The following is a 22,907-nucleotide window of genomic DNA, read 5'->3' as shown; positions in this document are numbered from 1 at the left end:
ATTTCACCATAACATTATTTGCGTACTTTATTTAGGAGATATAAGTAATGAAACTGTTCAATTTGAATAAATTTGACTTTGAATGGCTAAGTATTAACTTTGGCATGGCTATTGGCGCTGGGATATTAATGGTTCCAGTAAGCATAGGTATTGTCGGTCTACCATTATTTATAGTAGCTGTGCTAATAACATACCCTGGTATATACCTATTACAAAGACTATATATAAGAACTCTTTTTGCCTCCAAAGAACCTAAGGTTTATAGCGAGATTATAAAAGAAGTTCTTGGAGATAAAGCCGAAATATTATTATCCATAACTTATCTTATTATGATGCTTATTTGGACTACTATATACGCAGAGGTTATTGCACAAACATTCTCTGATTATGCTTATAGTTTCAATCTAACAGACAACCCAAATATAAAATCAAATCTTTTAGTGAGCTTTTTATTTGTAATAGCGCTAATGCTTATAGGATTTAAAAGCCAGAAATTTCTTGTCAAGTCAATAACAGTATTTGCTGTAATACTGGTAGTAGCAATACTAGGAATCACCATTTCACTAGCCCCCTACTGGGATTTTGCAAATACTACATATACTCCTGGACTAGGCGTTTCTATCCAGAAGCTTATAATCTTAATTCCATTTACACTGACTTCGATACTTTTTATACAAACACTATCTCCAATGACTATAGCCTATAAAAAACATTATGCAACAGATATTGCTGAGAAAAGAGCCGTACATGGAATGAAAGTGGCATTCATAATATTAACATTAATTGTTATATCTTTTATCCTCTCATTTTCAATGACCATCTCTCATGATATGGCAGTGTCAGCAATTGAAAACAACTACTCAGGTCTCGTGTTGTTGAAAAAAAATGGTGTATCAAATTCATGGTTGGACACTTTTGGTGGAGCTATAAACATTTTTGCAATTCTAACTTCGTTTTTGAGCATCCTTTATGGAATGAAAAATTCTTTACTAGGTATTTTATTCATAATTACAAAGAAAGTTAATAGAAGACGTAGTGAAAAAATTCTAAATCTTATCTCTATAATTTGCATATTTCTTATAACATGGAGCGCTATTGTATTTGAATATCCTGTATATGTTTTATTACCTCTATGTGGTCCAATATTTGCTATAATCGGCTGTTTCATACCTGCTTTTATTGTGTATAGAACACCTTCTCTACATCACCTAAAAGGACTATCATTAAATTTTGTAATAGTCGTTGGAGTAATTTTGGCAATTTCACCTTTGCTGACATCTTTCTTAGATTAAAACTCAACCATATCCCAACTAAAAAAGGTACCTGGATCTGTTTTTCTATTTGGGGCAATATCTTGATGTCCAGTTATATCTTTCACAGATGGATATGCCTCTTTTAAATCTTTTAATAAAATATTTAGCACTCGATACTGCTCACTTTTATAAAAGTCTTGAGCTGTTCCTTGCAATTCTATTCCTATTGAGAAATCATTACAGCCTTCTCGACCATTAAATTTACTGATACCAGCATGCCAAGCTCTATTTTTTATAGAAACAAATTGTATTATCTCACCATCTCTTTTTATGTAAAAATGTGCGGACACTTCAACACCATTTAAACTTTCAAAGCTCGTATGTTGCTGACAATCAAGATTATTTGTAAAAAATTTTTCAACATTAGTATTATCATACTTGCCTTCCGGTAAACTTATGCAGTGTATAACCACTAGACTAATATCATTAATATTAGGTCTTTGGTTAAAGTTTGGGCTTTTTATATGTTTAGCTTTTTTATACCAGCCTTTATCAAACATTTTAGTATTTAAAATTACTTGTGATAGTATTATACTTTACCAACTAATTCGGTAATTTTGAAATAAATTTAACTATGAAATGCCTTGATTGTAAACTTGCAAAAAAAACTTTTTTATACGGTATAATAACATTAATAGTCGTAATATTTAGTTATAATTTTTTAGATGTAAAAGTAGCAAACCTTATACACACCAGTGATTTTTTTGGTACCGCTATTAGTACTGCAGCAGCCCTAACATCTCAAATTTTTTCACCTAAAGTTTGGGCTATCATCACAGCTGTTGTTACACTAGTATGCGTTTATAAACATCTAACTAAAAAACCATCAGAAAAACTGTATATTATGTCATTAACACTAATAATGACTATTTTAATTACTACTATAGTCAAAGTCATACTAGCCAGATACAGACCAGAAATGTTACTCTTTGATAATAGATATGGCTTTCATTTTTTATCTTTCAAAAAAGCTTATAACTCTATGCCCTCCGGTCATACAGCATTAACTTTTGCTGGCTTACTTGCCATAGCCAACTTTTTTGACAAAAAACTTATCACAGTCATAGCTTTAGCAATATGTTGTTTCGTTGCTGTTAGTAGAATTATTATATTAGATCACTTTATCTCTGATGTAATAGTAGCTGCATATATAGGTATTTTTACCTACTTGTGGTCAAAAGCATTTGTTGAACAAAATAATGTAGCCTCATAATGAGTGAAAAAACAAATAAAACAAAACAAGCTCTTCTCTTAGCTGGATTAAAGCTCTTTGGAGAATATGGAGTCGTATCGACTTCTACTCGTATGCTTGCAAATGAGGCGAATGCTAATATATCTTCTATAAAGTATCATTTTGAGAGTAAAGAAGGTCTATATCAGGCTGTCATAAAATATATAGTCTCAAAAATAATGTCTGATAATAAAGAAGCTATGAGCTCAATTATGCTAGAAATTAACAATCCTAAGCTATCTAAACAAAAAGCTAGAGAAATCTATAAACAGTTATCTCTAAATGTAGCAAAAACTCTGATTGGTAATGAAGAGTCTAGAGATTGGGCAAAGATAATTATTCGAGAACAAGCCAGCCCTACTTCTGCTTTTGATATCATGTATGAAGGTCAAATGAAACCCCTTCTAAATACTGCTTTAAAATTAAGCTCCGTAATTTATGACTGCCAAATTGATAATAAACTAGTTATTAGGCAACAGATAGTACTTGGACAAATACTAGGGTTTGTTGTTGCTCGAGAAAGCTTTAAAAGAATGAGCAATATCAATAATCTATCTGATATTAAAGATGAAATTTTACAACAGGTTTCAATATGTATTGATGCTGTTGTAAATACTCCATTAGAAAACTAATTCTACTTATTAAAAGCTGGATTACTGTAATCTGGTTTATTATAGTTATCAACGTTATAACCACTGCCTAATGCCTGATATAAGTTCACGATGCTGACTAAAGTGTTTAGTTTAGCTTGATTTGCTTCCATTTCCTGATTAATCACATTCAATGAAATTGCTACTGTATCAGCTTTACTTACATCTCCAACTTCAAATTTCTTAGCATATAACTTATTCTGCAGATATACAGCCTCTAAAGCATTTTTCTGTTTATCAAGATTATTAAGATATGCCGTATGTTCTGAAAGAGAATTATCTACATCTTTGAACGCTTTTCTTAAAGTATCGATATAATCATAATATCCTTGATAGAATTGTGCTTTAGCTTTATTGGTATCAGCTAGAATACTCAAATTAAATATAGGGACAGTTGAAGCTGCTTGAGCTGCCCATGCCCAGGCATTAAATGTAGCAAGTTGCCCTAAAGCAAGCGTTGCATTACCAAAAGTACCAGTCAAATCAATACTTGGGAAAAACTGCGATCTTGCCAATCCAATATTCGCATTGGCTGATTGGAGCTTGTATTCTGCAATAGCAACATCTGGTCTATTTAGTAAAACTTGTGAAGGTAGGTTTATTGGTACTTCAACATTGGCGTTAATATCACTAATTTTACGATATGAGCTAACATCGCCAGGATTTTTATTAGTCAATATTCTTAAAGAATTTTGTAAATGAACGATATCATTTTTAATAGTTGCTATCTTTCCTTTTTGCGACTCAAGTTGTTGCTTTAAGAAGTGTTGTGAAAATGCAGAATCAGAGCCAACCTCATGTTCTCTTTTATAGAAAACATACAAAGTATCAAGCTTATTAACCATTTCCTGTTGAAGCTCTAACTGTTGATTAGCCATTAATAATGAAAAGTATGTAGCTACAACTTGGCTAATTATTGACATACGGATAGCATTTTTTGCATTTAGTTGCATCTTTTTACTTAAGCGAGAAATCTCCCCTAACTTAAATTGCCTAACGATGTTTATAGTATAGCTAGGAAGTATACCTGCTGCACCACCACCAAAAGTTGCTGATTGAGGCATATTTAGATTAGGCACACTTGAACTATAATTAGTCCCAAAAGTCTGGCCAATAACACCCCCACCACCAACACTAGCTGTTGGTAACCAACCATAATTTGCTTTATCTATTTCAGTTTGAGCCTCAACTATACTACCAATAGCAACTTGAAGCTGGTTATTATCTCTAAGAGCAGTATCAATCAAGCTATTCAAAGTTGGATCATGAAATTGACGCCACCATGCTAGATTAGTAAGGTCAATATCATTAGTTTTTATAGTTTGCTGACTATGCCACAATTCAGGAGTTTTAATTTCTGGCTTATCATACTTAGGATTAAAGAAACTGCAGCTCGAAATAAAGCTTACTGCTAAAACTGTACTTAATGAAATTAGTATTTTTTTCAAACTTTAACTCCATATGACATAGTCGTTTCATAAAAGATATACATTAATTTAGCGTAAAAAATTTATAAAGTAAATAAATAATTCAAACAATTGATTGAATTATTATTGTTTTCCTAAATATTCTGTTTATAATTTGATTATCAAACTAATTTTTAGATGCGTAAGTATGAATAAATTTAAAAAAATAATAATTCTATCAACAATCTTAATAATTATTATTCTAAGTGGTGTCCTCTACTATTTTTTTCAGCCTGATCAGAAAGTTATTCCTGGTTATGTATCTACCAATATAAGATATATAGCTTCAGAAGAATCTGGAAAACTTCTTCAATTAAATGTTACAGAAGGCCAATCTGTAGATAAAGGTACATTACTATACTCTCTCGACTCAAAGAGAAAATTATCGAAAAATGAAGTATCAGCTTCAGCTAATATAGTAGGTGCAAATGCTGACTTAGAATATGCCAAAGATCAATATTTACGACAAAAAGAGCTCCTAAAATATCAAGGCACTTCTAAGAAAGATTATCAATCAGCTTACGCCAATTACATAAAAGCTAAAGCTAGAGTTGATTCTGCAACAGTTAAATCTATAGAAAAAGCATATGTGTATCAAATATATTATCGTCCGGGAGAGATAGTAGGAGCTTATAACCCGGTATTATCTCTTATAAATCCTAATGATGTATATGTTGTATTTTATGTATCTAAATATGATATAAACAAAATACATTTAGGTGATGAGTTAAATATATCTACAGATACAGGTTCTTCAACTACTGCCATTGTCAAATATATATCAAAAGATGCTGAGTACACTCCTCCTTTGCTATATGGCATAAATGCTGACTCCGAGATATCCTTTGAGGTTAAAGCCAATATCAATTATAAAGCAGATGAATCTAATATTCATGTAGGTGAACCAGTAAGGATTGTTTTATAATGAGTAATGAAGATAATTTTGTCATTGATGTAAAAAATCTCACAAAGACTTTTGGTGACAAAAAAGTTGTAAATGGTATTTCACTAAAAGTTAGAGAAGGTGATATTTACGGATTCTTAGGGCCTAATGGTTCAGGTAAAACAACTTCTATTCGTATGGTTTGTGGCTTACTTCCAATTACCAGTGGCGAAGGTACTTGTTTAGGCTTTGATATTGGTACACACGGTCATAAAATTAAAGAACGTGTTGGTTATATGACACAAAAATTCACCCTTTATAATGATTTAACTGTTCGAGAAAATCTAAAAATTTTTGCAAGATTACATGATCTGAAAGATGTAAAAGTAGCTGTTGAGAAAGTTATTGATGATCTTGAAATAGGAAAAGCAAGAGCCAATCAAAGAACAGGGCAATTATCTGGAGGATGGAAACAAAGACTTGCGCTAGGTGCCGCGATAATTCATGATCCAAAGTTACTACTTTTAGATGAGCCTACAGCTGGCGTGGATCCTAAGGCTAGACGCCATTTCTGGGACTATATATCAACCCTCTCAAATAAAGGTATAACTACTCTTGTTTCAACACATTATATGGATGAGGCTGAAAGATGTAACAAACTATCATATATTGCTTACGGCAATATGCTTTCAACAGGAACACAAAAAGACATCATCAATAGTTGTGGTATCAAAACTTACGATATAGCTGGAACAAATGTTTTTAGATTAGTATTAGAACTACAAAGCAAGCCTGAAATAGAACAAGTATCTATGTTTGGCTCCACCGTACATTTAAGTGTTAAAAATGATAGAGATATTAATCACATAATAAATAAATATAAAGAATATCACTGGCAAGAAATAGAAACTTCTCTTGAAGATGCTTTCATTTATTTAATGAAAAATGAAAAGGATAATTTTGCATGACAAAGTATTTTAGTTTTAATAGGTATTACGCAATTTTACTTAAAGAAATCATTCACATGATGAGAGACAAGTTAACTATTGGATTGTTAATTGGTATACCGCTTATTCAACTTATCCTATTTGGTTTTGCCATAAACTTAGATCCAAAGCATTTAAGCACAGCCATAGTAAATAATGATCACACTATTCAAACCAATTATCTAATTAGTAAGATTAATAATACAAACTATTTTAATATTAAATATCAGCTACAATCACGAGATGAAGCCCTAAAACTAATGCGTCAAGGTAAAGTTCAGTTTATAATTGATATTCCTGCAAATTTCACCAAAGATATTTATGCAAATAGATCTCCAGAAGCATTAATAATCAGTGATGCAGCCAGTGCAACCCCTGGCGGCGCTGCATTAGCTGCGATAAATGCAGTTAAAGAAATAAATAGTAATTATTTTACAAAAGGAAATCATTTATCACTTAATAAAACTCCTTTTAAATTTGTCATACATAATAAATATAATCCAGAAAATAAAACTCAAAATACAATTGTTCCTGCTTTAGCAGGTGTTATATTAACTATGACTATGGTCATGGTTACTGCTATGACTATTACTAGAGAAAAAGAATATGGAACTATTGAATCACTTTTAGCCACTCCTGTTAATTCTATAGAAATAATATTTGGTAAGATAACTCCATACATATTAGTGGGATACTTTCAATTAATACTTATTATATTTTTTGCTAAGGCAATATTTGATATAACGATTATTGGTAGTATCCCATTATTACTACTAGCGACTTTACCTTTTATTTTAGCTAATTTACTTGTTGGTATTACTTTTTCTACAGTTGCAGAAACACAGCTTCAAGCAATGCAGTTAACATTCTTCTTCTTTTTACCATCAATATTACTATCAGGATTTATGTTCCCATTTGATGGTATGCCAGAATGGGCTCAAGTAATAGGAAATCTACTACCTTTAACTCATTATTTAAATATTATTAGAGAAATTTTACTTAAAGGTGGTAACTTATTTGATGTTTTAAGTAGCATAATGCCACTAGTCGCATTTATATGTTTAGTATCAATTATATGTATAAAGCGTTATAAAAATACTATATAAAATATTTAAACTTAGGAGAAAAAATGAAAAAAGTAATTTTTTTGTTTGATAATAATAACTGTTTTGGCAAGTAGCTGTACTAAATATAATAATTTTATGGATAGTATGTACAAATCTGATAACAATATTAAAATTCAAAATCTTGAAACAACCACTGATCTAAAAGCAGCTAATGCTGACGCCTATGCATTTGCTAATATAAATTTAGTCCATATACAAGAATCTCATGAGATAAATGGCTACTGTTAAATTAGATATTGATAAATCATACAATAACGATATCTACTTCAAATGGCAACCGCCAGAAAATTCAAAATGTTATGCAAATAACTTTATGCTTATAATTAGTCAAAAGCATATAACTGACGTGGAATCTGTTCTAGATAGAGATAACAAAGTATGTGATGGTATTTGGACGGCAACTGTCTATAACGAAGAAAGTAAAAAATCTTTGGCTAAAGCACATCTATAGAAATTTAGTCTGTACAATATTCTTTGAAATAAGTCAGTGCTTTTCGATAAACATCTTGCTTGAAATAAACCACATGATTTATTGGATACCAATAACTTACCCATCTCCAATTATCAAACTCAGGCGAGTCGTTAGCCTCTAAGTTAATATTACTTTCTGAAGTTTTTAACCTTAATAAAAACCATTTTTGTTTCTGCCCTATACATACCGGTTCTTTACTTCTCACAAGTGAATCTGGAATATCATATTTAAACCAATCTCTAGTAGATGCAATTACTTCAACATCATGAGGGCGTAAACCAACTTCTTCGTACAACTCTCTATACATAGCCTGCAATGGTGTCTCACCTGTTGTAACTCCTCCCTGAGGAAATTGCCAAGAAGTTCTGCTCTTTCTTTGACCCCAAAAAACTCTATTTTGTCTATTTAGTAAAACTATCGCTACATTCGCTCGATACCCACTTTTATCTATCATTATTCAAAGAAAACTATCTTCTACCTAATCTTATTGTAAACTAATTTTTCTAAGTTTGATAATTTATAATTAGATTTAATTCATAACAATATGATCTGTAAATATTAATAAAATAAGCATTTTTTGATTCTTTACTTATCTTCATCAGCTAAATCATTTAACATAGTTATTAATACTCAAGTAAACACTCTTAAAATAGTGATTCCAAATACTCTTAGCAATAGCTTTTTTATTCAAGCTAAACAAACTCCTAACGATATAGCTATCACTGATGAAAATATTGAACTTACATATCAGCAAACAGCTAATCAAATCACAAATTTAGCAAAATATTTATTAGAAAATGGCTATAATCAGCATAGTATAATCTCAATATATAGCTCAAAAAGATATGAGATCATTATTGCGTTTCTCGCAATATCAGCAATTGGCGCAAGCTGCGTACAACTAGACAAATCATTTCCTTTACCTTTACTTAAGGATATCATAAATGATACGAACTCAGATCTAATTTTATGTGATGAGATACCAGATATTAAATCAGTTAAATGTATAGATTATATAAATATCATCTCAAAATGTGATGACTCTTACATTCAAGAATCTATAGATATAAACATAGATCCAGAAAAAGATTTTTGGCTAGTATACTCATCAGGTACTACAGGCAAAAATAAAGGCATCTCAATATCTCACAGAGCGATACTTGAATCATACAAGATTAGAGAAACTATCAAACCCTATGATAGTAGTAGTTCAATTGGTTGTAATATTTATTATCTCTGGGAAGCATTTAGACCCTTATTAAAAGGTGGAAAAACTAATATAATTCCAGATACAATACTTTATGATTTTAAAGCGCTTGCAAAATATATCAAAAATAAGAAGATCAATGAAATTCTCTTTACACCTTCGTATCTTGAAACACTACTATCCACTTCTGAAGATACTGCTATAGAAATATTTAATAATATTGATACATGTTGGTTAAATGGTGAAGTAGTTTCTAGTTGGTTACAATACAAACTAGAAAAGTTCATGAGCTCCACAAATATATATAATCTGTATTCCATATCTGAATGTCACGATGTTGCAGTATATAAATTACACCCAAATGATAAATATTTAGAAGAAGATGGCATTGTACCTGTTGGTCATGTACTACCAAAGGTTGATGCTGTTGTACTTGATGAAAATAAAGAAATAGTTAAGAATGGTCAAAAAGGAGAAGTATATATCCATTCTATAGGATTAGCTAATGAATACATCAATAGACCAGACCTTAATACAGAAAGATTTATCACTGCAGCAAATAGCCCTATCAAAAAGCGCCTTTATAAAACTGGAGATTTTGGCAAGCTATCAGATGATGGACAGTTAATAACAATATATGGTCGATGTGATTATATTATCAAACTAAGAGGTTATACCCTTTCACTACCATTTATTGAATCTGTTATTAAGGATAAACTTGACATAATGCACTGTATAGTCGATAAAATTGGTGCCACAAGAATGTCAGAATCACTAATTGCATATTTAGAGATCCCCAAAGAGAATCAAGATACTTTTCGCCAACGATGGAATCTAAAAGATAACAATAAACCATCTAAAAAACTACTAGATAAAATTGCTCCTTATCTAGCTCACTATATGCTCCCTAAATATATTGTTCTACTCGATGAAATACCTCTTAACAGATACTCAAATAAACTTGATAGGAATAGCATTAAACATGATGATTTAATCATTGAAACTCAAGAAGTTCAATCAATCAATAATTTGCAAGACTATAAAAGACTATGGTCAAATATCTTAAATATATCTGAAGATGATATATCTCTAACAAGCTGTTTTTTTGAGCTTGGCGGATCATCCTTATCTGCAATGTTACTTATAAGTAATCTAAAAGAGCTTGGCTTTGATATTACTATCAGCAATTTTGTTGAAAAAAGTTCTTTGCAAGATAGTTATAATCTAATAACAAATAATAAATCCTCAACAAAACAAAAAATCGCTCAAGAGATCTTGGATGATATTAATAAATTTACAACCGTAATAAAACCAAATATTTGCCAAGATTTACCCTCAACAAATACTGGAAATATCTTATTGACAGGCGCAACAGGATTTTTAGGCTCTCACCTTGTAGCTCAATTAATATCAAATGAGAAAATACAAACAATTTACTGTTTGGTAAGAGCTACAGATAAAAACCAAGCAAGACAAAGAGTCGAAAAAACTCTTAAAAAACTCGACGTTAAAACAAACTCAAAAATAGTATATTTAAATGGAGATATTACTAAAACAAACTTTGGTTTAGATAGTAAAAAATGGTTAGAACTATCTAAAGAGATAAATACTGTTATTCATACAGCAGCATCTGTTAACCTACTATTACCTTATAATGCTTTGAAACCAAGCAATCTTGATGGAACAGCACATTGTATTGATTTTTGTCTTACGAATAAAAGTAAACATTTAATATACATATCCACTAATGGAATATTCCCATTACATCTGAATAAAGTTTTTGATGAATCTAACTCCATTGATTGGATTGAATCACTAGAGTCTGGCTACTCACAAACAAAGTGGGCAGCAGAAAAACTCGTTCATAAAATGATTGAAAAAGGTCTTAATGCAAGTGTTTTAAGACTAGGAAATATCTCACCTCAAACACCTAGCTATATAAATAAATCTGATACGAACTGGTTACTACTAAAAGAAATAATTACCCAGAAGAAAATACCTCAAAATATAAACTTAGAAATGACTCCAGTAGATCATATAACTAAGATTGTAGAACATATTATATTGACTAAGCCAGACTACAACACCCTTAATATTACTAACAAAAATTTTCTTAACACAAACATATTAGCTAAATGTTTCAATTATGAAACTATCGAATATAATAATTGGCTTGATGCTATTATAGATGACTCAACAAAGTTCTTAGCAAATGATAAGCTAAACATCGACTCATCAATATGTAACTATGATAGAACCAATTACCAAAGAATCATGAAAGAGATTAATACAAATTATTCAGAAATAACTGCTGAATATATAAATAATATTTTTCTAGGAGGTAAAAATGAGCCTACTTACAAATAAACATGTATTAATAGTCGGTGCCTCTAGTGGTATGGGTAAAGCTATTGCTAATGCATGCCGAGAAAAGCAAATGAAAATATCTTTATGCTCGCGTCGTGAGATTGATATTCAAGGTGATAGTACATTCTTTCAATCAGTAGATATCCAGAATTTAGCTCAAGTAGAGAGTTTTATAAACCAAAGTATAGATAACTTTGGTGAATTTGATTATGTGATTAACTGTGCAGGTGTTATGTATTATCAATGTATAGAGAATAGAAATTACCAAGAATGGATGACTACCATAAATACTAATGTCATAGGATTTACTAATCTTTTATACTCTGTACTACCATCACTAATCAAAAATAAAGGCATGCTGATTAACATAACATCTGATGCTGCTAGGCAAGCCTTTCCAGGTCTAGCGATTTACTCAGGTTCAAAGGCTTTTATGGAATATACACTTAGAGCCATTCGTTTGGAGTTAATTGATAAAGATGTCAGAATTATCAACATCCAACCAGGTAATGTTGCTACTCCATTGCAAAACATGTCTACAGATAGTGAGGCTGTCAAAAAATATGCTAGTGATGATTCAGATAATTTCATACAGCCACAACAAATAGCTGAGACAATAGTTTTTGCGATGAATCAACCCAAAAATGTTGCCCTAAATGAAATACTAATAGAACCTCAAAAAGAGCCTATCCGCGGATAACTTCAAACTATATAAACATCTATACTTGTAATATTTCATTCAATTAGCTAATGTATAGATAAATTATTCTTATTCTCAGGATTTTTTGGTTTGAATTTTAAAAAACGAGCTTTTCTATTTGGCTCGCTATCTGGAATATTTTGGGGTCTTGACTATACATTAGCAGGACAAGTTCACACACTTCTCACAATGACTTTTTTAGTTTCAATGTGGCTTACATCAATACATGATTTGGGAGTTGCAGCAACTGTTAGTATCATATCAAAATCATCTGTAAAAAAAGTTAAAGACCTAAAGCTTTGGCAAATTATAAGTATATGCTGTATCCCACTTCTAGGTGGACTTGCGATGACTATGTATATGCTTTCAACAAGAGATATCTCTACTGGGACAGCGATTATAATATCATCATGCTATCCTGCTGTAGGAATGATAGGTGCGCGGATATTTCTTAAGGAAAGTTTAACTCCTCTAAAGATATCTGGATTTATAATTGTTTTAATTGGTATTGCCCTAACCACATATAGTGAATTATTTGATCAGGCAAATAGTATTATAGGTCTTAGCTTTGCAATTTTAGCAGCTATTTTTTGGGGACTAGAAGGCGTTATCTATAAAATGGTTTTGAATGCCGATGTCTCGGCAAATACATTACTTTTTCTACGTAAGATCTCTACAATTATAATATTCTTACCATTCACTTGGATTATAATCGATACCGTTAGTATTTATGTGCTATTACTTATAGCTGCTATTGGTGTTATTGGCTATATTGCAGATCTAGCATATATGCAAGCATTTAAGTACTCAAATGTAACTTTAGCAATGTCACTAAATATTACTTATATTATTTGGGGGCCTTTATTTGCATTTATGCTATTTGATCAAAGCATAAGTATTTTACTTCTTATAGCTTGTGCTGTTTTAATATTCATAGGCAATTATCTAATATTTAAATCCAAATCAATTTACTAAAAAACTGAATTTTCTCCATATAAATAATTAGGTAACTGAAAGGTATTAAGAGCATAACCTCCGACTAGATCAGATGATTGATCTCCTATTGAGATAAGTATCTTATACCCCATAGATTCAATATAAGCCCTTCTCTCTGCCTTAAAATTTTTAAAGCCCTTGGAATCATATTCTGTCAAGTTATTTGGAAAAACAAATACATCTTCAAAACCTACATAACCAGCATTAGACAATGCCTGTTTTGTCGCTTCTAGATGCTTAGCAAAACGCGCACTTATGAAAAATATTTTAAGGTCTTTAGCAAGACAGTAAAGATAAAAGTCTAAAGTAGCCTTGATTGGATAAGCACTAGTTTTTGCAAGTAGTTCATCCCAAATTTGATGATTCTCCTGTTGAGGAAAGCCTTCTTCTTTAAAAGGATAATAATGATTCAATGAAGTTTCATCAATATCAAGAACTATAGCATGATTTTTTAATGAAGATTGAGCATCTATTATTTGCTTAGCTTTCTCAAGTATAGTTCTTACATCATCTTCATGAGCATGACTCTCATAATAAGAAATAACTTGTTTTTTTGTCATATATAAGTTTATTTCAGACCTAATTCTTTTAATCTTTCTTCTAGAAATATCCCAGCTTGAGGATATTTCTCAGATAGATATACTTCTGGCTTAGGATGTATAAAGCAAGGTGTTGAAACTCGATCAAGATTCTCTATTTCACCTTCTGGCTTTACAACTCTATGCTTAGTTGCAATATACTCACCATTAGTCATTTCTTGAAGCATGTCACCGATATTTATAACTAGAGACTCACTATCACATGGCACATCATACCATTGATTAGTTACTGGCGATAAAACTTGTAAACCTGGTGAAGAAGCTATTGGCAACAATGTAATTAAGTTGATATCTTCATGAGCTGCAGCTCTTACTGCGCCTGGCTCTTCATCACCTTTCATAGCAGGATAATGTAATATTCTTAACAACGTACTCTCATAAGAAACAGTATCTCTTAATCGTTGTGGTAGCTTACTAGCAACAGCTGGATCCATATGCTCATCTATCCATTCAAGAAGTGTCTCGCCAAGCTTCATCATTTTTTCAAACATTTCTCTAGCTGCATTACTCACTTCCTTAGGGTAACGACCATTAGGAAAATATAAATGATAGAAGTGCTTAATGTCTTTTACTGTTTCACCCTTTGCAACCTCAGAAACATCTTTTGGAAAATATCCATCTTGATTTTCAACATCAAATAAGTATTTATCAGCATCACCTGACTTTAAAAAATCTTGCCACTCATTATAAACAGTTTGGATAAGATTCCAGTCAATGGGATGAGTCTTTAAAACCGCAAAACCAGTTTCTTTCAAAGACTTTGTAAACTCTTCAGCTGCATTATCTGCATAATAATCAACGCTACGGATATTCATTTTTACTCCATTTTTTTAGAGGGAAACAATTCAAGGACTGCCTCAATTATATCAATAATACTTTTATGTTTCATTAATTTGATGATATCTTAAATAGGAAAACTTACTCACATTAACTTCTAAAATTTCTTCTTTTTGATTTTTTCACGCAAGTATATCTCTAACTTATCAAGTAATCTTGCAAGTTTTTTACTTATTGCAATAAATGGCAATAGGGCTAACCCTATAAAAAACAATCCTGGCCCTGGAGTAAATAGCATAATTAAACCAAGTATCAAAGCCACAATTGAAGTTATTAAAAATATTAATAAAACTAGAGGATTAGATAATTTTTTACGAGAATATCTGTGCAATAAATAAAACCTTTTTCCTGGTTTAGCTTTTACTATAGTTTTAAGTTTTAATATCACTTTTAAATATACCTTCTAAGTTAAGCAAATAACGCTAGCTCTAATAATTTTAACCTCTTGGATGATGTTTTTGGTATATTTCTTGTAAGCGATTTTGGGATATATGTGTGTAAATAGTTGTTGTTGACACATTACTATGACCTAACAACAATTGAACCGATCTAAGATCAGCACCATGATTGAGCAAATGTGTTGCAAAAGCATGTCTTAAAGTATGTGGAGATATATCTGTGTTTATGCCTGCAATAAGTGCATAGCTCTTAATACGATGCCAAAAAGATTGACGAGTTATTCTCTTTGAATGTTTGCTAATGAAGACAGCTTTCTCTTTAAAATTCTTAGCTAAAGACTCGCGCGACTCTTCAAAATACTTGTGTAAATATTCAAGCGCATATTCCCCAATGGGTACAATTCTCTCTTTTGAGCCTTTACCCATTACTTGTATTACCCCAATATTCAAATCAATATCATGAATATTTAGACCAATTAACTCACTAACTCTCAAACCGGTAGCATACATAAGCTCTAGCATTGCTTTATCACGAATACCAATATCATCTGTTAAGTCAGGAGCTTGAAGTAGTCTTTCGACATCAGTCTCTGTCATATCTTTAGGCAACTTTTTAGCTAACTTCGGCAAGGTTAATTTTGTAGTAGGATTAGTAGTAACTTGACCTGTCGATATAAGCCAGTTATAGAATTTACGTAATGTAGATATCATACGTGCATTAGATCGACTACTATAGCCATTCTTAGAACGATAAGATATAAAAGCATATAACTGCTCAAAATCAAGATTAATTAATTCTGCTTGCGAGAAATAATTTTGTAAAAACTTTAGATCTGTACGATAAGATGAAATAGTGTTTTGACTTAAGCCATGCTCAAGCCAAAGATTATCAAGAAAAGCATCAACAGCTGTAGACACTTTTTGATTTTCCTAGAGTTATACTTTTTCTTTAATTCTAGCAGCCTTACCAGTAAGACCTCTCATGTAGTATAGCTTAGCTCTACGTACATCTGCTCTCTTCTCAACAGTGATACTGTCAATTAGAGGTGAGTGAGTTTGGAAAGTTCTTTCTACACCCATACCTGAAGACATTTTTCTTACTGTGAAAGCAGAGTGAAGACCTCTGTTTCTTTTTCTAAGAACAAAACCTTTAAAAGCCTGGATTCTTTGCTTATCACCTTCTCTAATCCATAGGTTAACAGTGATTGAGTCACCTGGATTAAATTCTGGAAGATCTGTTCTGATTTGTGACTTTTCTACTAATTCAACAAATTTATTTTTCATTATTTTCTCCTTTTGTGCTTACCATATCCATTTTATAATCATTTATAATTTGCTTATCTTCTTCAGATAGGCATAGGCACTCGATTAAATCTTTACGACGCTCATAAGTCCTTATCAACTTCTGTTTACGCCTCCATTTTGCTATTTCCTTATGATTACCAGATAACAAAACACTAGGTACTGAGTTACCATCAGGCAAAACAGCTGGTTTTGTATAGTGTGGGTAGTCTAAAAGACCGTCATAAAAAGAATCCTCAATCATAGAATCCTTATTGCCCAACACCTCTGGCAATAGTCTTATTAGACTATCCATAACTAGCATAGCAGGGAGCTCACCACCACTTAATACAAAATCACCCACAGAGATTTCCTCATCGACATGATCTTGTATCAGGCGCTCATCAACCCCTTCATATCTACCACAAAGCAGTATCAGCGAATCATTTTGCAAAAGCTCAAGAGCCTTCTTATGATTAAATACACCACCCTGAGGTGACAAGTATACTACTTTTGAATTATAACCTAAAGTACTTTTTGCATCTTTGATTGCCTGTGATAATGGTTCATACTTCATAACCATACCAGCTCCACCACCAAAACTAGTATCATCTACAGTTGCATGTTTATCAGTTGTATAATCTCGAGGGTTAAAGCATTTTATAGATACCTTAGAGTCTTTTATCGCTCTAGCAGTAATTCCAAAATCATTTATTGCCCTAAACATCTCAGGAAATATAGATATTATACCAAATTTCATTTTTCACAAATTTCTTTAGAAGTTAAATAACCAAATCTAATTGTAGTTATTAAAATAAACAAAAACAAATATTTGAACAATTTAAAGTTTTTTTGTAGTAACAAGATCATTAGTCTATCATAAATAACTGACATAACAGTGCACTATCACTGCATTAAATGATTGATTAGATTAATAATCGTATTCCCAATCAACAACGATTTTTTTTGAATTAAGATCTTCACTAAGAATATATTGCTTAGCATAAGGAATAAGATATTCATCAGAATCTTTCTTGCAAACTAAGACTTCATTAGCACCAGTCTCGATAATGCCAACTACTTTACCAAATGAATCATTCGTAGTATTAACGACAGTACATCCAATTAAATCTGTAAAGTAAGCTTCGTCGTTACCAACTTTTGGTAATGCTTCTTTTGGCACTCCAATTAGAGAGTTAACATATTTCTTTGCGGTTTCTGCATCATTAACACTAGCAAGCTTGATATACAGTTTATCTGCTCGTCTTAAGACACTCTCATCTTTAAGTGGTTGCCAAACACTATTAGCTGGTAACTGGATATACCAGTCGCCATAACTCAAAAGTGTTTCTATTGAACTTGCTAAAGGATATAAGTTAAGCTCGCCATCAAGCTTATATGTAGCACCAACTTTAGCTATTTCTATAAAATTTTGCGACATAAAAAGAAAAGTAATTTGATTCTATAAGTATGAATTAAGCAACTTTTTTAGCTTCTTTGATTAAACTAGCTACTCTATCTGAAGGTTGAGCACCTTTAGCAAGCCAAGCTTCAGCTTTAGCTACATCAAGCTTTAATCTTTCTTCACCACCTTTAGCCAAAGGATTAAAGAAACCTAATTTCTCAATAAATCTACCATCTCTTGGGCTTCTTTTATCAGCAACTACGATTCTATAAAAAGGACGCTTTTTAGCACCACCACGTGCCATACGAATTACTACCATTTATTTATTCTCCGGTTTTATATTTTAATTTTTTAATTATTAAAATTTATTAGCTAAGCTTAGCAGCCATAAACCTAGCAAAAATTATGCAAAAATTTAATAGCAATACTTTAAAGTCTCTTAACTAAAATGTCAATAGTTGACTTCATATAAACATAATATATAATACCCGAAGTCGCTGAATTTAACAAACAACTTGCTTGCGACACTAAATAATAAGCTAAAGCGTTTCTACTAAATTTTTATTCAAATTTTTCTAGAGACCTTTTAGCAAAACTAAAAGGGAGAACAGAATGTCAAAAAATTATTTATTCACATCTGAGTCAGTTTCAGAAGGACATCCAGATAAACTAGCTGATCAAATATCAGACGCAATCTTAGATGAAATTTTAAAACAAGATAAAAACGCTCGTGTTGCGTGTGAAACTTTAGTAAAAACTGGTATGGCACTAGTCGCTGGAGAAATTACAACTTCTGCTTGGATTGATATTGAAGAGTTAGTTAGAAAAGTAATCGTTGAAACTGGATATGATAATGCAAATAAAGGTATTGATGGCAGGACTTGTTCTGTAATTAATGCTATTGGTAAACAATCCAGTGACATTGCCCAAGGTGTTGATCGTGGCTCACTAGAAGATCTTGGTGCAGGTGATCAAGGATTAATGTTTGGTTTTGCTACCAATGAAACACCAACTTTGATGCCTTCTGCAATTTACTATTCTCACCTACTAATGAGAAAACAAGCTGAGCATAGAAAATCAGGTAAACTTGCATGGTTAAGACCAGATGCAAAAGCTCAAGTAACTTTAGCATATGAAAATGATAAACCTAAGTTTATTGATACAATTGTTTTATCTACTCAACATAGTGAATCAATATCACAAAAAGATTTACACGATGCTGTTATCGAAGAGATTGTAAAAGAAGTAATCCCTGCTGAACTAATTACAAAAGATACAAAGTATCACATTAATCCAACAGGTGTATTCTTAATAGGTGGTCCTCAAGGAGATTGTGGTCTTACAGGTAGAAAAATTATTGTTGATACTTATGGTGGGGCTGCTCATCATGGTGGTGGTGCATTCTCTGGAAAAGATCCATCAAAAGTTGATCGCTCTGGTGCATACATGGGTAGATATATTGCTAAGAATGTTGTTGCTGCTGGACTAGCTGATAAATGTGAAGTTCAAATTGCTTATGCGATTGGCGTAGCAAAGCCTGTTTCTTTAATGGTCAACACTTTTGGTACAGGTAAGATTGCTGATAGCAAAATTGAGCAACTAGTTGCAGAAACTTTTGATCTTAGAGTTGGTAAGATTATCGAAAATCTTGATCTACTTAGACCTATTTATCGTAAAACATCTAACTATGGTCATTTTGGTCGCGAGTTACCAGAGTTTACTTGGGAAAAAATAGATAAGGCTGATAGTCTTAAATCTGCTTCGAAAATCTGATTTCTTCTTTATATTTTATATCTTCTCTGTATTTCAATAAAATCTAGCATATATATTATTAGAATTTATCACAAGAATATGACTCTATACTTTTCGAGGTAACAGTAAGCTTTTGATTAAAAATATATAGCTAGATATTGTTGAATAATTAGATAAGTCTAGATATACTACTGAACTCTTACTTTTCTAGTATCTATTTTTCAATCTAATAGAAAATACAAAACGGTAAAAAAAGACTTATATTTGGAATATATAATTAACTTTACTAGAGACTGTCAACATAAACTTTTAGAGGTTCTCATAAGGCTTCTGGATTAGGAGACCATGACTATTGAAGTTTTATTTATAGACAACCTTTTAAAACAATATCCATAGCTAAAAATAACAAATAGTAAAAGGCTAACCACAAAATCTAGTAAACCTAGAATATAAGCTACTTAGTCAAATATTACTTTAAGATATCATATAGATAAGAACAAGTTTAGTAACTAATTTATCAATTTTTAGTGCATAGCTTTTAAACTTATGCTTAAAAGAGGCTACAGAGAAAGTTTTAAAAGAGAAAGCTTAAGAAATATTTATTAGACTATGCCATAGTACTAGCTTTGTTATATTTTTTCTTCGCTTGAATAAATTCGATTTTCAAATCTTTATATTTAGATTTTATCTCTTTTATATCAGCTTTAGATAGTACATTTTCTTTCTTCGCTTTTAGATATTCTTGCTTAGCACTATACATACTTTTCACATTAGCAACCAACTTAGCATATAGCTCTTCAATGCCCAAGTCAAATGTCTTATTTTTTTTAGTTAGAGCTTCATCCAACTTAACCTTCGCTTTTGCAATTTCAACCAAATGCTTAGGCGTAGTTTTAAGATCATAACACCAACCTATCTTTGCTAACCCTGCAATAAACCATTTTGATGGATCAAGATCAAACCATCTGATACCATTTCTATAATCACCAGCAAAAGCATGATGATAGTTATGATAACCTTCTCCACCAGTCACTATAGCTGTTATCCAACTATCTCTCGCTGTATTTTTTGTAGAGTATGGTCTTTTACCAATAGTATGCGCTAAAGAGTTAATACAAAAAGTCGCATGATGAACTAAAACAACTCTAAGTAACCCACCTAAAATTAGAAAACCTAAAGCACTCTGCCAAGCTGCTGTTAACGTACCGCCTGTTAAGAATCCAAATATGAATCCTATTAATGTAGGCAATCCAAAACATGCTAAAATAGCTAACACAGTATAATGATTATGTTGGAACACCACAGCCTTATCTTTTAGAAGATCATTAACTCCTCTAATTTCTTGGACATCAGGACTACTATGTCTAAATAACCAACCAAAATGTGAAAAATAAAAACCTTTTGTAGCTGCATACGGATCTTTTACAGGATCATCAACATCTTTATGGTGCTTTCTATGATCTGAAGCCCACTGAATTATACTATTCTGTAAAGCTGCTGTCCCAAAAACCATAAGAGCATAACTTACTATCTTATTAGCTTTATAAGTTTTATGTGACCAAAGTCTATGATAGCCCATTGTGATACCAACACCTGTAAGTGCATAGAAAACAATTAAACAAACATAGTCTGAAGTTGAGAAGCCATAAGTCATCGCATACCACGGTACAGCAATAATTGTAACTAACGGAAGAAGTAATAATCCGAAGATACTTTTCCAAACTATACTACCTTCTTTTTCGATGGTTTGATGTATTATTTCATTATTATTCATTTAGAACCTTTAACCTTTTTTTGAATTTAATCCACTTGATGTGGATACGAGAAATTAACTACGACATTATGATATCATGTATCTGATTTTTTTGATAGTTATTTATAGTAGGCTTAAATTTGAGCTCTTGCTTTAACATTGATTTCTAAATTAGAATCTTTAAAACCATTGATATATCTATAAGCACCAGCAAGAGCAATCATTGCGCCATTATCTGTACAGTATTTCATCGGAGGGAAAAATATCTCATAGCCTTTTTTCTTCGACAGTATATCTAACCTAGAGCGCAGTAATTTATTCGCACTAACCCCTCCAGATATAACCAATCTTCTGTTTTCTGTCTTCTGCAAGGCTTTTTCACACTTTGATATTAAAACATCTATAGCCGCATCTTGAAATGCATAACATAAATTCGCTTTATTTTCATCTGACTGATCTGCTTCACTATACCAAGTATTCAATACAGCCGTCTTTAGACCGCTAAAACTAAAATCTAAGTTAGGCTTATTTTTCATTGGTCTAGGTAGATCATACTTTTTTTTATCTGTAGCTTTATCAGCAAGATTAGCCACCTCGACTCCACCAGGATATGACATTCCCAAAAGTTTAGCTGTTTTATCAAATGCTTCTCCGGCAGCATCATCAATAGACTCACCCAACAAATAGTACTCACCAAGCTCTCTCACTTCGAACAATTGAGTATGGCCACCGGATACCAATAACGCAACAAATGGATATTCTATATCACTACTTTTATCTAAAAGAGGAGATAATAAGTGTCCTTCAAGATGATGTACAGCTACTGTATCAATATTATGTATCAACCCTAATGTTTTAGCAAAAGTTGCTCCTACCATTAATGCACCAACCAATCCAGGCATAGCTGTATAGGCGATACAGCTTAAGTCATTAAAATTAAGATTAGCATTACCCAGCAATTCTTTGGTTAGTACATTTAGTTTTACAATATGTTCACGAGAGGCAAGTTCTGGAACCACACCTCCATATTTCTTATGCAATCCTATCTGACTATATAATGCATCTGCAATAAGAGTTTTAGATGAATAATCATAAATAGCCAAACCCGTTTCATCACAGGAGCTTTCTATACCTAGAACAAGCATTATTTCTTAGCCGCCCCAGCGCCACCATTTGTCTTTGTAATCTGAATGAACTTAGTTATAAATGAACCCACAACCAAGCCAATAACAAAGGTTATAGATAAAAGTACCATAAGAGGTAACGTTGCACTACCAAATATATAGTCAAAACTAACATTACCGGTATTCAATATAGATAAAAACACAATTACAATAATTGCTAAACCAAATAGGATTTGCCAAAATAGTTTTTTAATTGTACTAAACATTAGCTACATTCTTAAATAAATATACTGACAATATTATAGTTAATTTTTTTGAAATTATAAAACTTAATTTAAAGGATATTTTAGAAAATTCTTT

General features: G+C 31.7%; 26 protein-coding genes. 12 read left to right on the top strand and 14 right to left on the bottom strand.

The window, feature by feature from the left end:
* Positions 1–47: 47 nt before the first annotated feature.
* Positions 48–1,292: an aromatic amino acid transport family protein gene (locus tag ACKTR7_RS03515; protein ID WP_407877036.1), complete on the top strand. Its 1,245-nt coding sequence runs from the start codon at positions 48–50 to the stop codon at positions 1,290–1,292.
* Here the strand turns inward: ACKTR7_RS03515 and ampD are convergent.
* On the bottom strand, positions 1,289–1,813 hold the full coding sequence (gene ampD, locus ACKTR7_RS03510; protein ID WP_407877035.1) for a 1,6-anhydro-N-acetylmuramyl-L-alanine amidase AmpD: 525 nt from the start codon (positions 1,811–1,813) through the stop codon (positions 1,289–1,291). The genes ACKTR7_RS03515 and ampD overlap by 4 nt on opposite strands.
* Positions 1,814–1,887: 74 nt before the next feature.
* On the opposite strand from ampD, the gene ACKTR7_RS03505 reads away from it, so the two are divergent.
* Positions 1,888–2,526 (top strand): phosphatase PAP2 family protein, encoded by a 639-nt coding sequence (locus tag ACKTR7_RS03505; RefSeq protein ID WP_407877034.1) that lies wholly within the window; start codon positions 1,888–1,890, stop codon positions 2,524–2,526.
* Positions 2,526–3,176: a CerR family C-terminal domain-containing protein gene (locus tag ACKTR7_RS03500; protein WP_407877033.1), complete on the top strand. Its 651-nt coding sequence runs from the start codon at positions 2,526–2,528 to the stop codon at positions 3,174–3,176. The genes ACKTR7_RS03505 and ACKTR7_RS03500 overlap by 1 nt, the downstream gene beginning before the upstream one ends.
* 2 nt (positions 3,177–3,178) lie before the next feature.
* On the opposite strand, the gene ACKTR7_RS03495 is transcribed toward ACKTR7_RS03500, so the two are convergent.
* Entirely contained in the window at positions 3,179–4,642 is a 1,464-nt protein-coding gene (locus ACKTR7_RS03495; protein WP_407877032.1) for a TolC family protein, read from the bottom strand.
* A gap of 166 nt (positions 4,643–4,808) precedes the next feature.
* Here ACKTR7_RS03495 and ACKTR7_RS03490 point away from each other — a divergent pair, with 166 nt between their 5' ends.
* From ACKTR7_RS03490 to ACKTR7_RS03470, 5 genes are all read left to right on the top strand, one after another.
* Entirely contained in the window at positions 4,809–5,585 is a 777-nt protein-coding gene (locus tag ACKTR7_RS03490) for an HlyD family secretion protein (RefSeq protein ID WP_407877031.1), read from the top strand.
* Entirely contained in the window at positions 5,585–6,511 is a 927-nt protein-coding gene (locus ACKTR7_RS03485) for an ABC transporter ATP-binding protein (protein WP_407877030.1), read from the top strand. Before ACKTR7_RS03490 ends, ACKTR7_RS03485 begins: the two co-directional genes overlap by 1 nt.
* Positions 6,508–7,635, top strand: a complete 1,128-nt coding sequence (locus ACKTR7_RS03480) for an ABC transporter permease (RefSeq protein WP_407877029.1) — start codon at positions 6,508–6,510, stop codon at positions 7,633–7,635. The genes ACKTR7_RS03485 and ACKTR7_RS03480 overlap by 4 nt, the downstream gene beginning before the upstream one ends.
* A gap of 105 nt (positions 7,636–7,740) precedes the next feature.
* Positions 7,741–7,884: a hypothetical protein gene (locus tag ACKTR7_RS03475; protein WP_407877028.1), complete on the top strand. Its 144-nt coding sequence runs from the start codon at positions 7,741–7,743 to the stop codon at positions 7,882–7,884.
* Complete coding sequence (locus tag ACKTR7_RS03470) at positions 7,871–8,107, top strand: hypothetical protein (RefSeq protein WP_407877027.1); 237 nt, start codon at positions 7,871–7,873, stop codon at positions 8,105–8,107. The genes ACKTR7_RS03475 and ACKTR7_RS03470 overlap by 14 nt, the downstream gene beginning before the upstream one ends.
* Positions 8,108–8,111: 4 nt before the next feature.
* On the opposite strand, the gene ACKTR7_RS03465 is transcribed toward ACKTR7_RS03470, so the two are convergent.
* A complete protein-coding gene (locus ACKTR7_RS03465; RefSeq protein ID WP_407877026.1) occupies positions 8,112–8,582 on the bottom strand; it encodes an RNA pyrophosphohydrolase in 471 nt (156 codons plus the stop codon).
* A 123-nt stretch (positions 8,583–8,705) separates the two neighbouring features.
* Between ACKTR7_RS03465 and ACKTR7_RS03460 the strand changes: the two genes are divergently transcribed.
* The 3 genes from ACKTR7_RS03460 (at position 8,706) to ACKTR7_RS03450 (ending at position 13,377) form a co-directional block, all read left to right on the top strand.
* Positions 8,706–11,702 carry a non-ribosomal peptide synthetase gene (locus ACKTR7_RS03460; protein WP_407877025.1) on the top strand — a complete coding sequence of 999 codons (2,997 nt, stop codon included), beginning with the start codon at positions 8,706–8,708 and terminating at the stop codon, positions 11,700–11,702.
* Positions 11,683–12,402, top strand: a complete 720-nt coding sequence (locus tag ACKTR7_RS03455) for an SDR family oxidoreductase (RefSeq protein ID WP_407877024.1) — start codon at positions 11,683–11,685, stop codon at positions 12,400–12,402. Before ACKTR7_RS03460 ends, ACKTR7_RS03455 begins: the two co-directional genes overlap by 20 nt.
* 90 nt (positions 12,403–12,492) lie before the next feature.
* Positions 12,493–13,377, top strand: coding sequence for a DMT family transporter (locus tag ACKTR7_RS03450; RefSeq protein WP_407877023.1), 885 nt, complete (start codon positions 12,493–12,495; stop codon positions 13,375–13,377).
* Here the strand turns inward: ACKTR7_RS03450 and ACKTR7_RS03445 are convergent.
* The 8 genes from ACKTR7_RS03445 to rpsP form a co-directional block, all read right to left on the bottom strand.
* A complete protein-coding gene (locus ACKTR7_RS03445) occupies positions 13,374–13,958 on the bottom strand; it encodes an HAD family acid phosphatase (RefSeq protein WP_407877022.1) in 585 nt (194 codons plus the stop codon). The genes ACKTR7_RS03450 and ACKTR7_RS03445 overlap by 4 nt on opposite strands.
* A gap of 8 nt (positions 13,959–13,966) precedes the next feature.
* A complete protein-coding gene (locus ACKTR7_RS03440) occupies positions 13,967–14,812 on the bottom strand; it encodes a 2OG-Fe(II) oxygenase family protein (RefSeq protein WP_407877021.1) in 846 nt (281 codons plus the stop codon).
* A gap of 119 nt (positions 14,813–14,931) precedes the next feature.
* The gene (locus tag ACKTR7_RS03435) at positions 14,932–15,222 is read right to left on the bottom strand and encodes a hypothetical protein (protein ID WP_407877020.1); all 291 of its coding nucleotides are present in this window, start codon (positions 15,220–15,222) and stop codon (positions 14,932–14,934) included.
* Between the two features lie 49 nt (positions 15,223–15,271).
* Positions 15,272–16,150 (bottom strand): site-specific tyrosine recombinase XerD, encoded by an 879-nt coding sequence (gene xerD / locus ACKTR7_RS03430; RefSeq protein ID WP_407877019.1) that lies wholly within the window; start codon positions 16,148–16,150, stop codon positions 15,272–15,274.
* 18 nt (positions 16,151–16,168) lie between these two features.
* The gene (gene rplS, locus ACKTR7_RS03425) at positions 16,169–16,516 is read right to left on the bottom strand and encodes a 50S ribosomal protein L19 (protein ID WP_013922421.1); all 348 of its coding nucleotides are present in this window, start codon (positions 16,514–16,516) and stop codon (positions 16,169–16,171) included.
* The gene (trmD, locus tag ACKTR7_RS03420) at positions 16,506–17,273 is read right to left on the bottom strand and encodes a tRNA (guanosine(37)-N1)-methyltransferase TrmD (RefSeq protein WP_407877018.1); all 768 of its coding nucleotides are present in this window, start codon (positions 17,271–17,273) and stop codon (positions 16,506–16,508) included. The genes rplS and trmD overlap by 11 nt, the downstream gene beginning before the upstream one ends.
* A 171-nt stretch (positions 17,274–17,444) precedes the next feature.
* The gene (gene rimM, locus ACKTR7_RS03415) at positions 17,445–17,954 is read right to left on the bottom strand and encodes a ribosome maturation factor RimM (protein ID WP_407877017.1); all 510 of its coding nucleotides are present in this window, start codon (positions 17,952–17,954) and stop codon (positions 17,445–17,447) included.
* Between the two features lie 34 nt (positions 17,955–17,988).
* On the bottom strand, positions 17,989–18,237 hold the full coding sequence (gene rpsP / locus ACKTR7_RS03410; RefSeq protein ID WP_004287066.1) for a 30S ribosomal protein S16: 249 nt from the start codon (positions 18,235–18,237) through the stop codon (positions 17,989–17,991).
* A gap of 293 nt (positions 18,238–18,530) precedes the next feature.
* Here rpsP and metK point away from each other — a divergent pair, with 293 nt between their 5' ends.
* Positions 18,531–19,691, top strand: a complete 1,161-nt coding sequence (gene metK / locus ACKTR7_RS03405) for a methionine adenosyltransferase (RefSeq protein ID WP_407877016.1) — start codon at positions 18,531–18,533, stop codon at positions 19,689–19,691.
* A 586-nt stretch (positions 19,692–20,277) separates the two neighbouring features.
* Here metK and ACKTR7_RS03400 read toward each other — a convergent pair.
* From ACKTR7_RS03400 to ACKTR7_RS03390, 3 genes are all read right to left on the bottom strand, one after another.
* On the bottom strand, positions 20,278–21,444 hold the full coding sequence (locus ACKTR7_RS03400) for an acyl-CoA desaturase (protein ID WP_407877015.1): 1,167 nt from the start codon (positions 21,442–21,444) through the stop codon (positions 20,278–20,280).
* A gap of 113 nt (positions 21,445–21,557) precedes the next feature.
* Positions 21,558–22,568, bottom strand: a complete 1,011-nt coding sequence (tsaD, locus tag ACKTR7_RS03395) for a tRNA (adenosine(37)-N6)-threonylcarbamoyltransferase complex transferase subunit TsaD (protein WP_407877014.1) — start codon at positions 22,566–22,568, stop codon at positions 21,558–21,560.
* The gene (locus tag ACKTR7_RS03390) at positions 22,568–22,813 is read right to left on the bottom strand and encodes a lipopolysaccharide assembly protein LapA domain-containing protein (protein ID WP_407877013.1); all 246 of its coding nucleotides are present in this window, start codon (positions 22,811–22,813) and stop codon (positions 22,568–22,570) included. The genes tsaD and ACKTR7_RS03390 overlap by 1 nt, the downstream gene beginning before the upstream one ends.
* Between the last annotated feature and the right edge of the window lie 94 nt (positions 22,814–22,907).

It is taken from the genome of Francisella sciaenopsi (assembly GCF_045862875.1).
Taxonomy (GTDB): domain Bacteria; phylum Pseudomonadota; class Gammaproteobacteria; order Francisellales; family Francisellaceae; genus Francisella; species Francisella sciaenopsi.
Note: the sequence above shows the minus strand (reverse complement) of the source record. Positions and strands in the feature narration are given on the sequence as shown.

What these genes read in the sequence shown, in the direction of transcription:
- ACKTR7_RS03515 (WP_407877036.1), top strand. Translation starts at nt 48, where the DNA reads ATGAAACTGTTCAATTTGAATAAATTTGACTTTGAATGGCTAAGTATT.
- ampD (WP_407877035.1), bottom strand. Translation starts at nt 1,813, where the DNA reads ATGTTTGATAAAGGCTGGTATAAAAAAGCTAAACATATAAAAAGCCCA.
- ACKTR7_RS03505 (WP_407877034.1), top strand. Translation starts at nt 1,888, where the DNA reads ATGAAATGCCTTGATTGTAAACTTGCAAAAAAAACTTTTTTATACGGT.
- ACKTR7_RS03500 (WP_407877033.1), top strand. Translation starts at nt 2,526, where the DNA reads ATGAGTGAAAAAACAAATAAAACAAAACAAGCTCTTCTCTTAGCTGGA.
- ACKTR7_RS03490 (WP_407877031.1), top strand. Translation starts at nt 4,809, where the DNA reads ATGAATAAATTTAAAAAAATAATAATTCTATCAACAATCTTAATAATT.
- ACKTR7_RS03485 (WP_407877030.1), top strand. Translation starts at nt 5,585, where the DNA reads ATGAGTAATGAAGATAATTTTGTCATTGATGTAAAAAATCTCACAAAG.
- ACKTR7_RS03480 (WP_407877029.1), top strand. Translation starts at nt 6,508, where the DNA reads ATGACAAAGTATTTTAGTTTTAATAGGTATTACGCAATTTTACTTAAA.
- ACKTR7_RS03475 (WP_407877028.1), top strand. Translation starts at nt 7,741, where the DNA reads ATGTACAAATCTGATAACAATATTAAAATTCAAAATCTTGAAACAACC.
- ACKTR7_RS03470 (WP_407877027.1), top strand. Translation starts at nt 7,871, where the DNA reads ATGGCTACTGTTAAATTAGATATTGATAAATCATACAATAACGATATC.
- ACKTR7_RS03465 (WP_407877026.1), bottom strand. Translation starts at nt 8,582, where the DNA reads ATGATAGATAAAAGTGGGTATCGAGCGAATGTAGCGATAGTTTTACTA.
- ACKTR7_RS03455 (WP_407877024.1), top strand. Translation starts at nt 11,683, where the DNA reads ATGAGCCTACTTACAAATAAACATGTATTAATAGTCGGTGCCTCTAGT.
- ACKTR7_RS03445 (WP_407877022.1), bottom strand. Translation starts at nt 13,958, where the DNA reads ATGACAAAAAAACAAGTTATTTCTTATTATGAGAGTCATGCTCATGAA.
- ACKTR7_RS03440 (WP_407877021.1), bottom strand. Translation starts at nt 14,812, where the DNA reads ATGAATATCCGTAGCGTTGATTATTATGCAGATAATGCAGCTGAAGAG.
- rplS (WP_013922421.1), bottom strand. Translation starts at nt 16,516, where the DNA reads ATGAAAAATAAATTTGTTGAATTAGTAGAAAAGTCACAAATCAGAACA.
- trmD (WP_407877018.1), bottom strand. Translation starts at nt 17,273, where the DNA reads ATGAAATTTGGTATAATATCTATATTTCCTGAGATGTTTAGGGCAATA.
- rimM (WP_407877017.1), bottom strand. Translation starts at nt 17,954, where the DNA reads ATGTCGCAAAATTTTATAGAAATAGCTAAAGTTGGTGCTACATATAAG.
- rpsP (WP_004287066.1), bottom strand. Translation starts at nt 18,237, where the DNA reads ATGGTAGTAATTCGTATGGCACGTGGTGGTGCTAAAAAGCGTCCTTTT.
- metK (WP_407877016.1), top strand. Translation starts at nt 18,531, where the DNA reads ATGTCAAAAAATTATTTATTCACATCTGAGTCAGTTTCAGAAGGACAT.
- ACKTR7_RS03400 (WP_407877015.1), bottom strand. Translation starts at nt 21,444, where the DNA reads ATGAATAATAATGAAATAATACATCAAACCATCGAAAAAGAAGGTAGT.
- tsaD (WP_407877014.1), bottom strand. Translation starts at nt 22,568, where the DNA reads ATGCTTGTTCTAGGTATAGAAAGCTCCTGTGATGAAACGGGTTTGGCT.
- ACKTR7_RS03390 (WP_407877013.1), bottom strand. Translation starts at nt 22,813, where the DNA reads ATGTTTAGTACAATTAAAAAACTATTTTGGCAAATCCTATTTGGTTTA.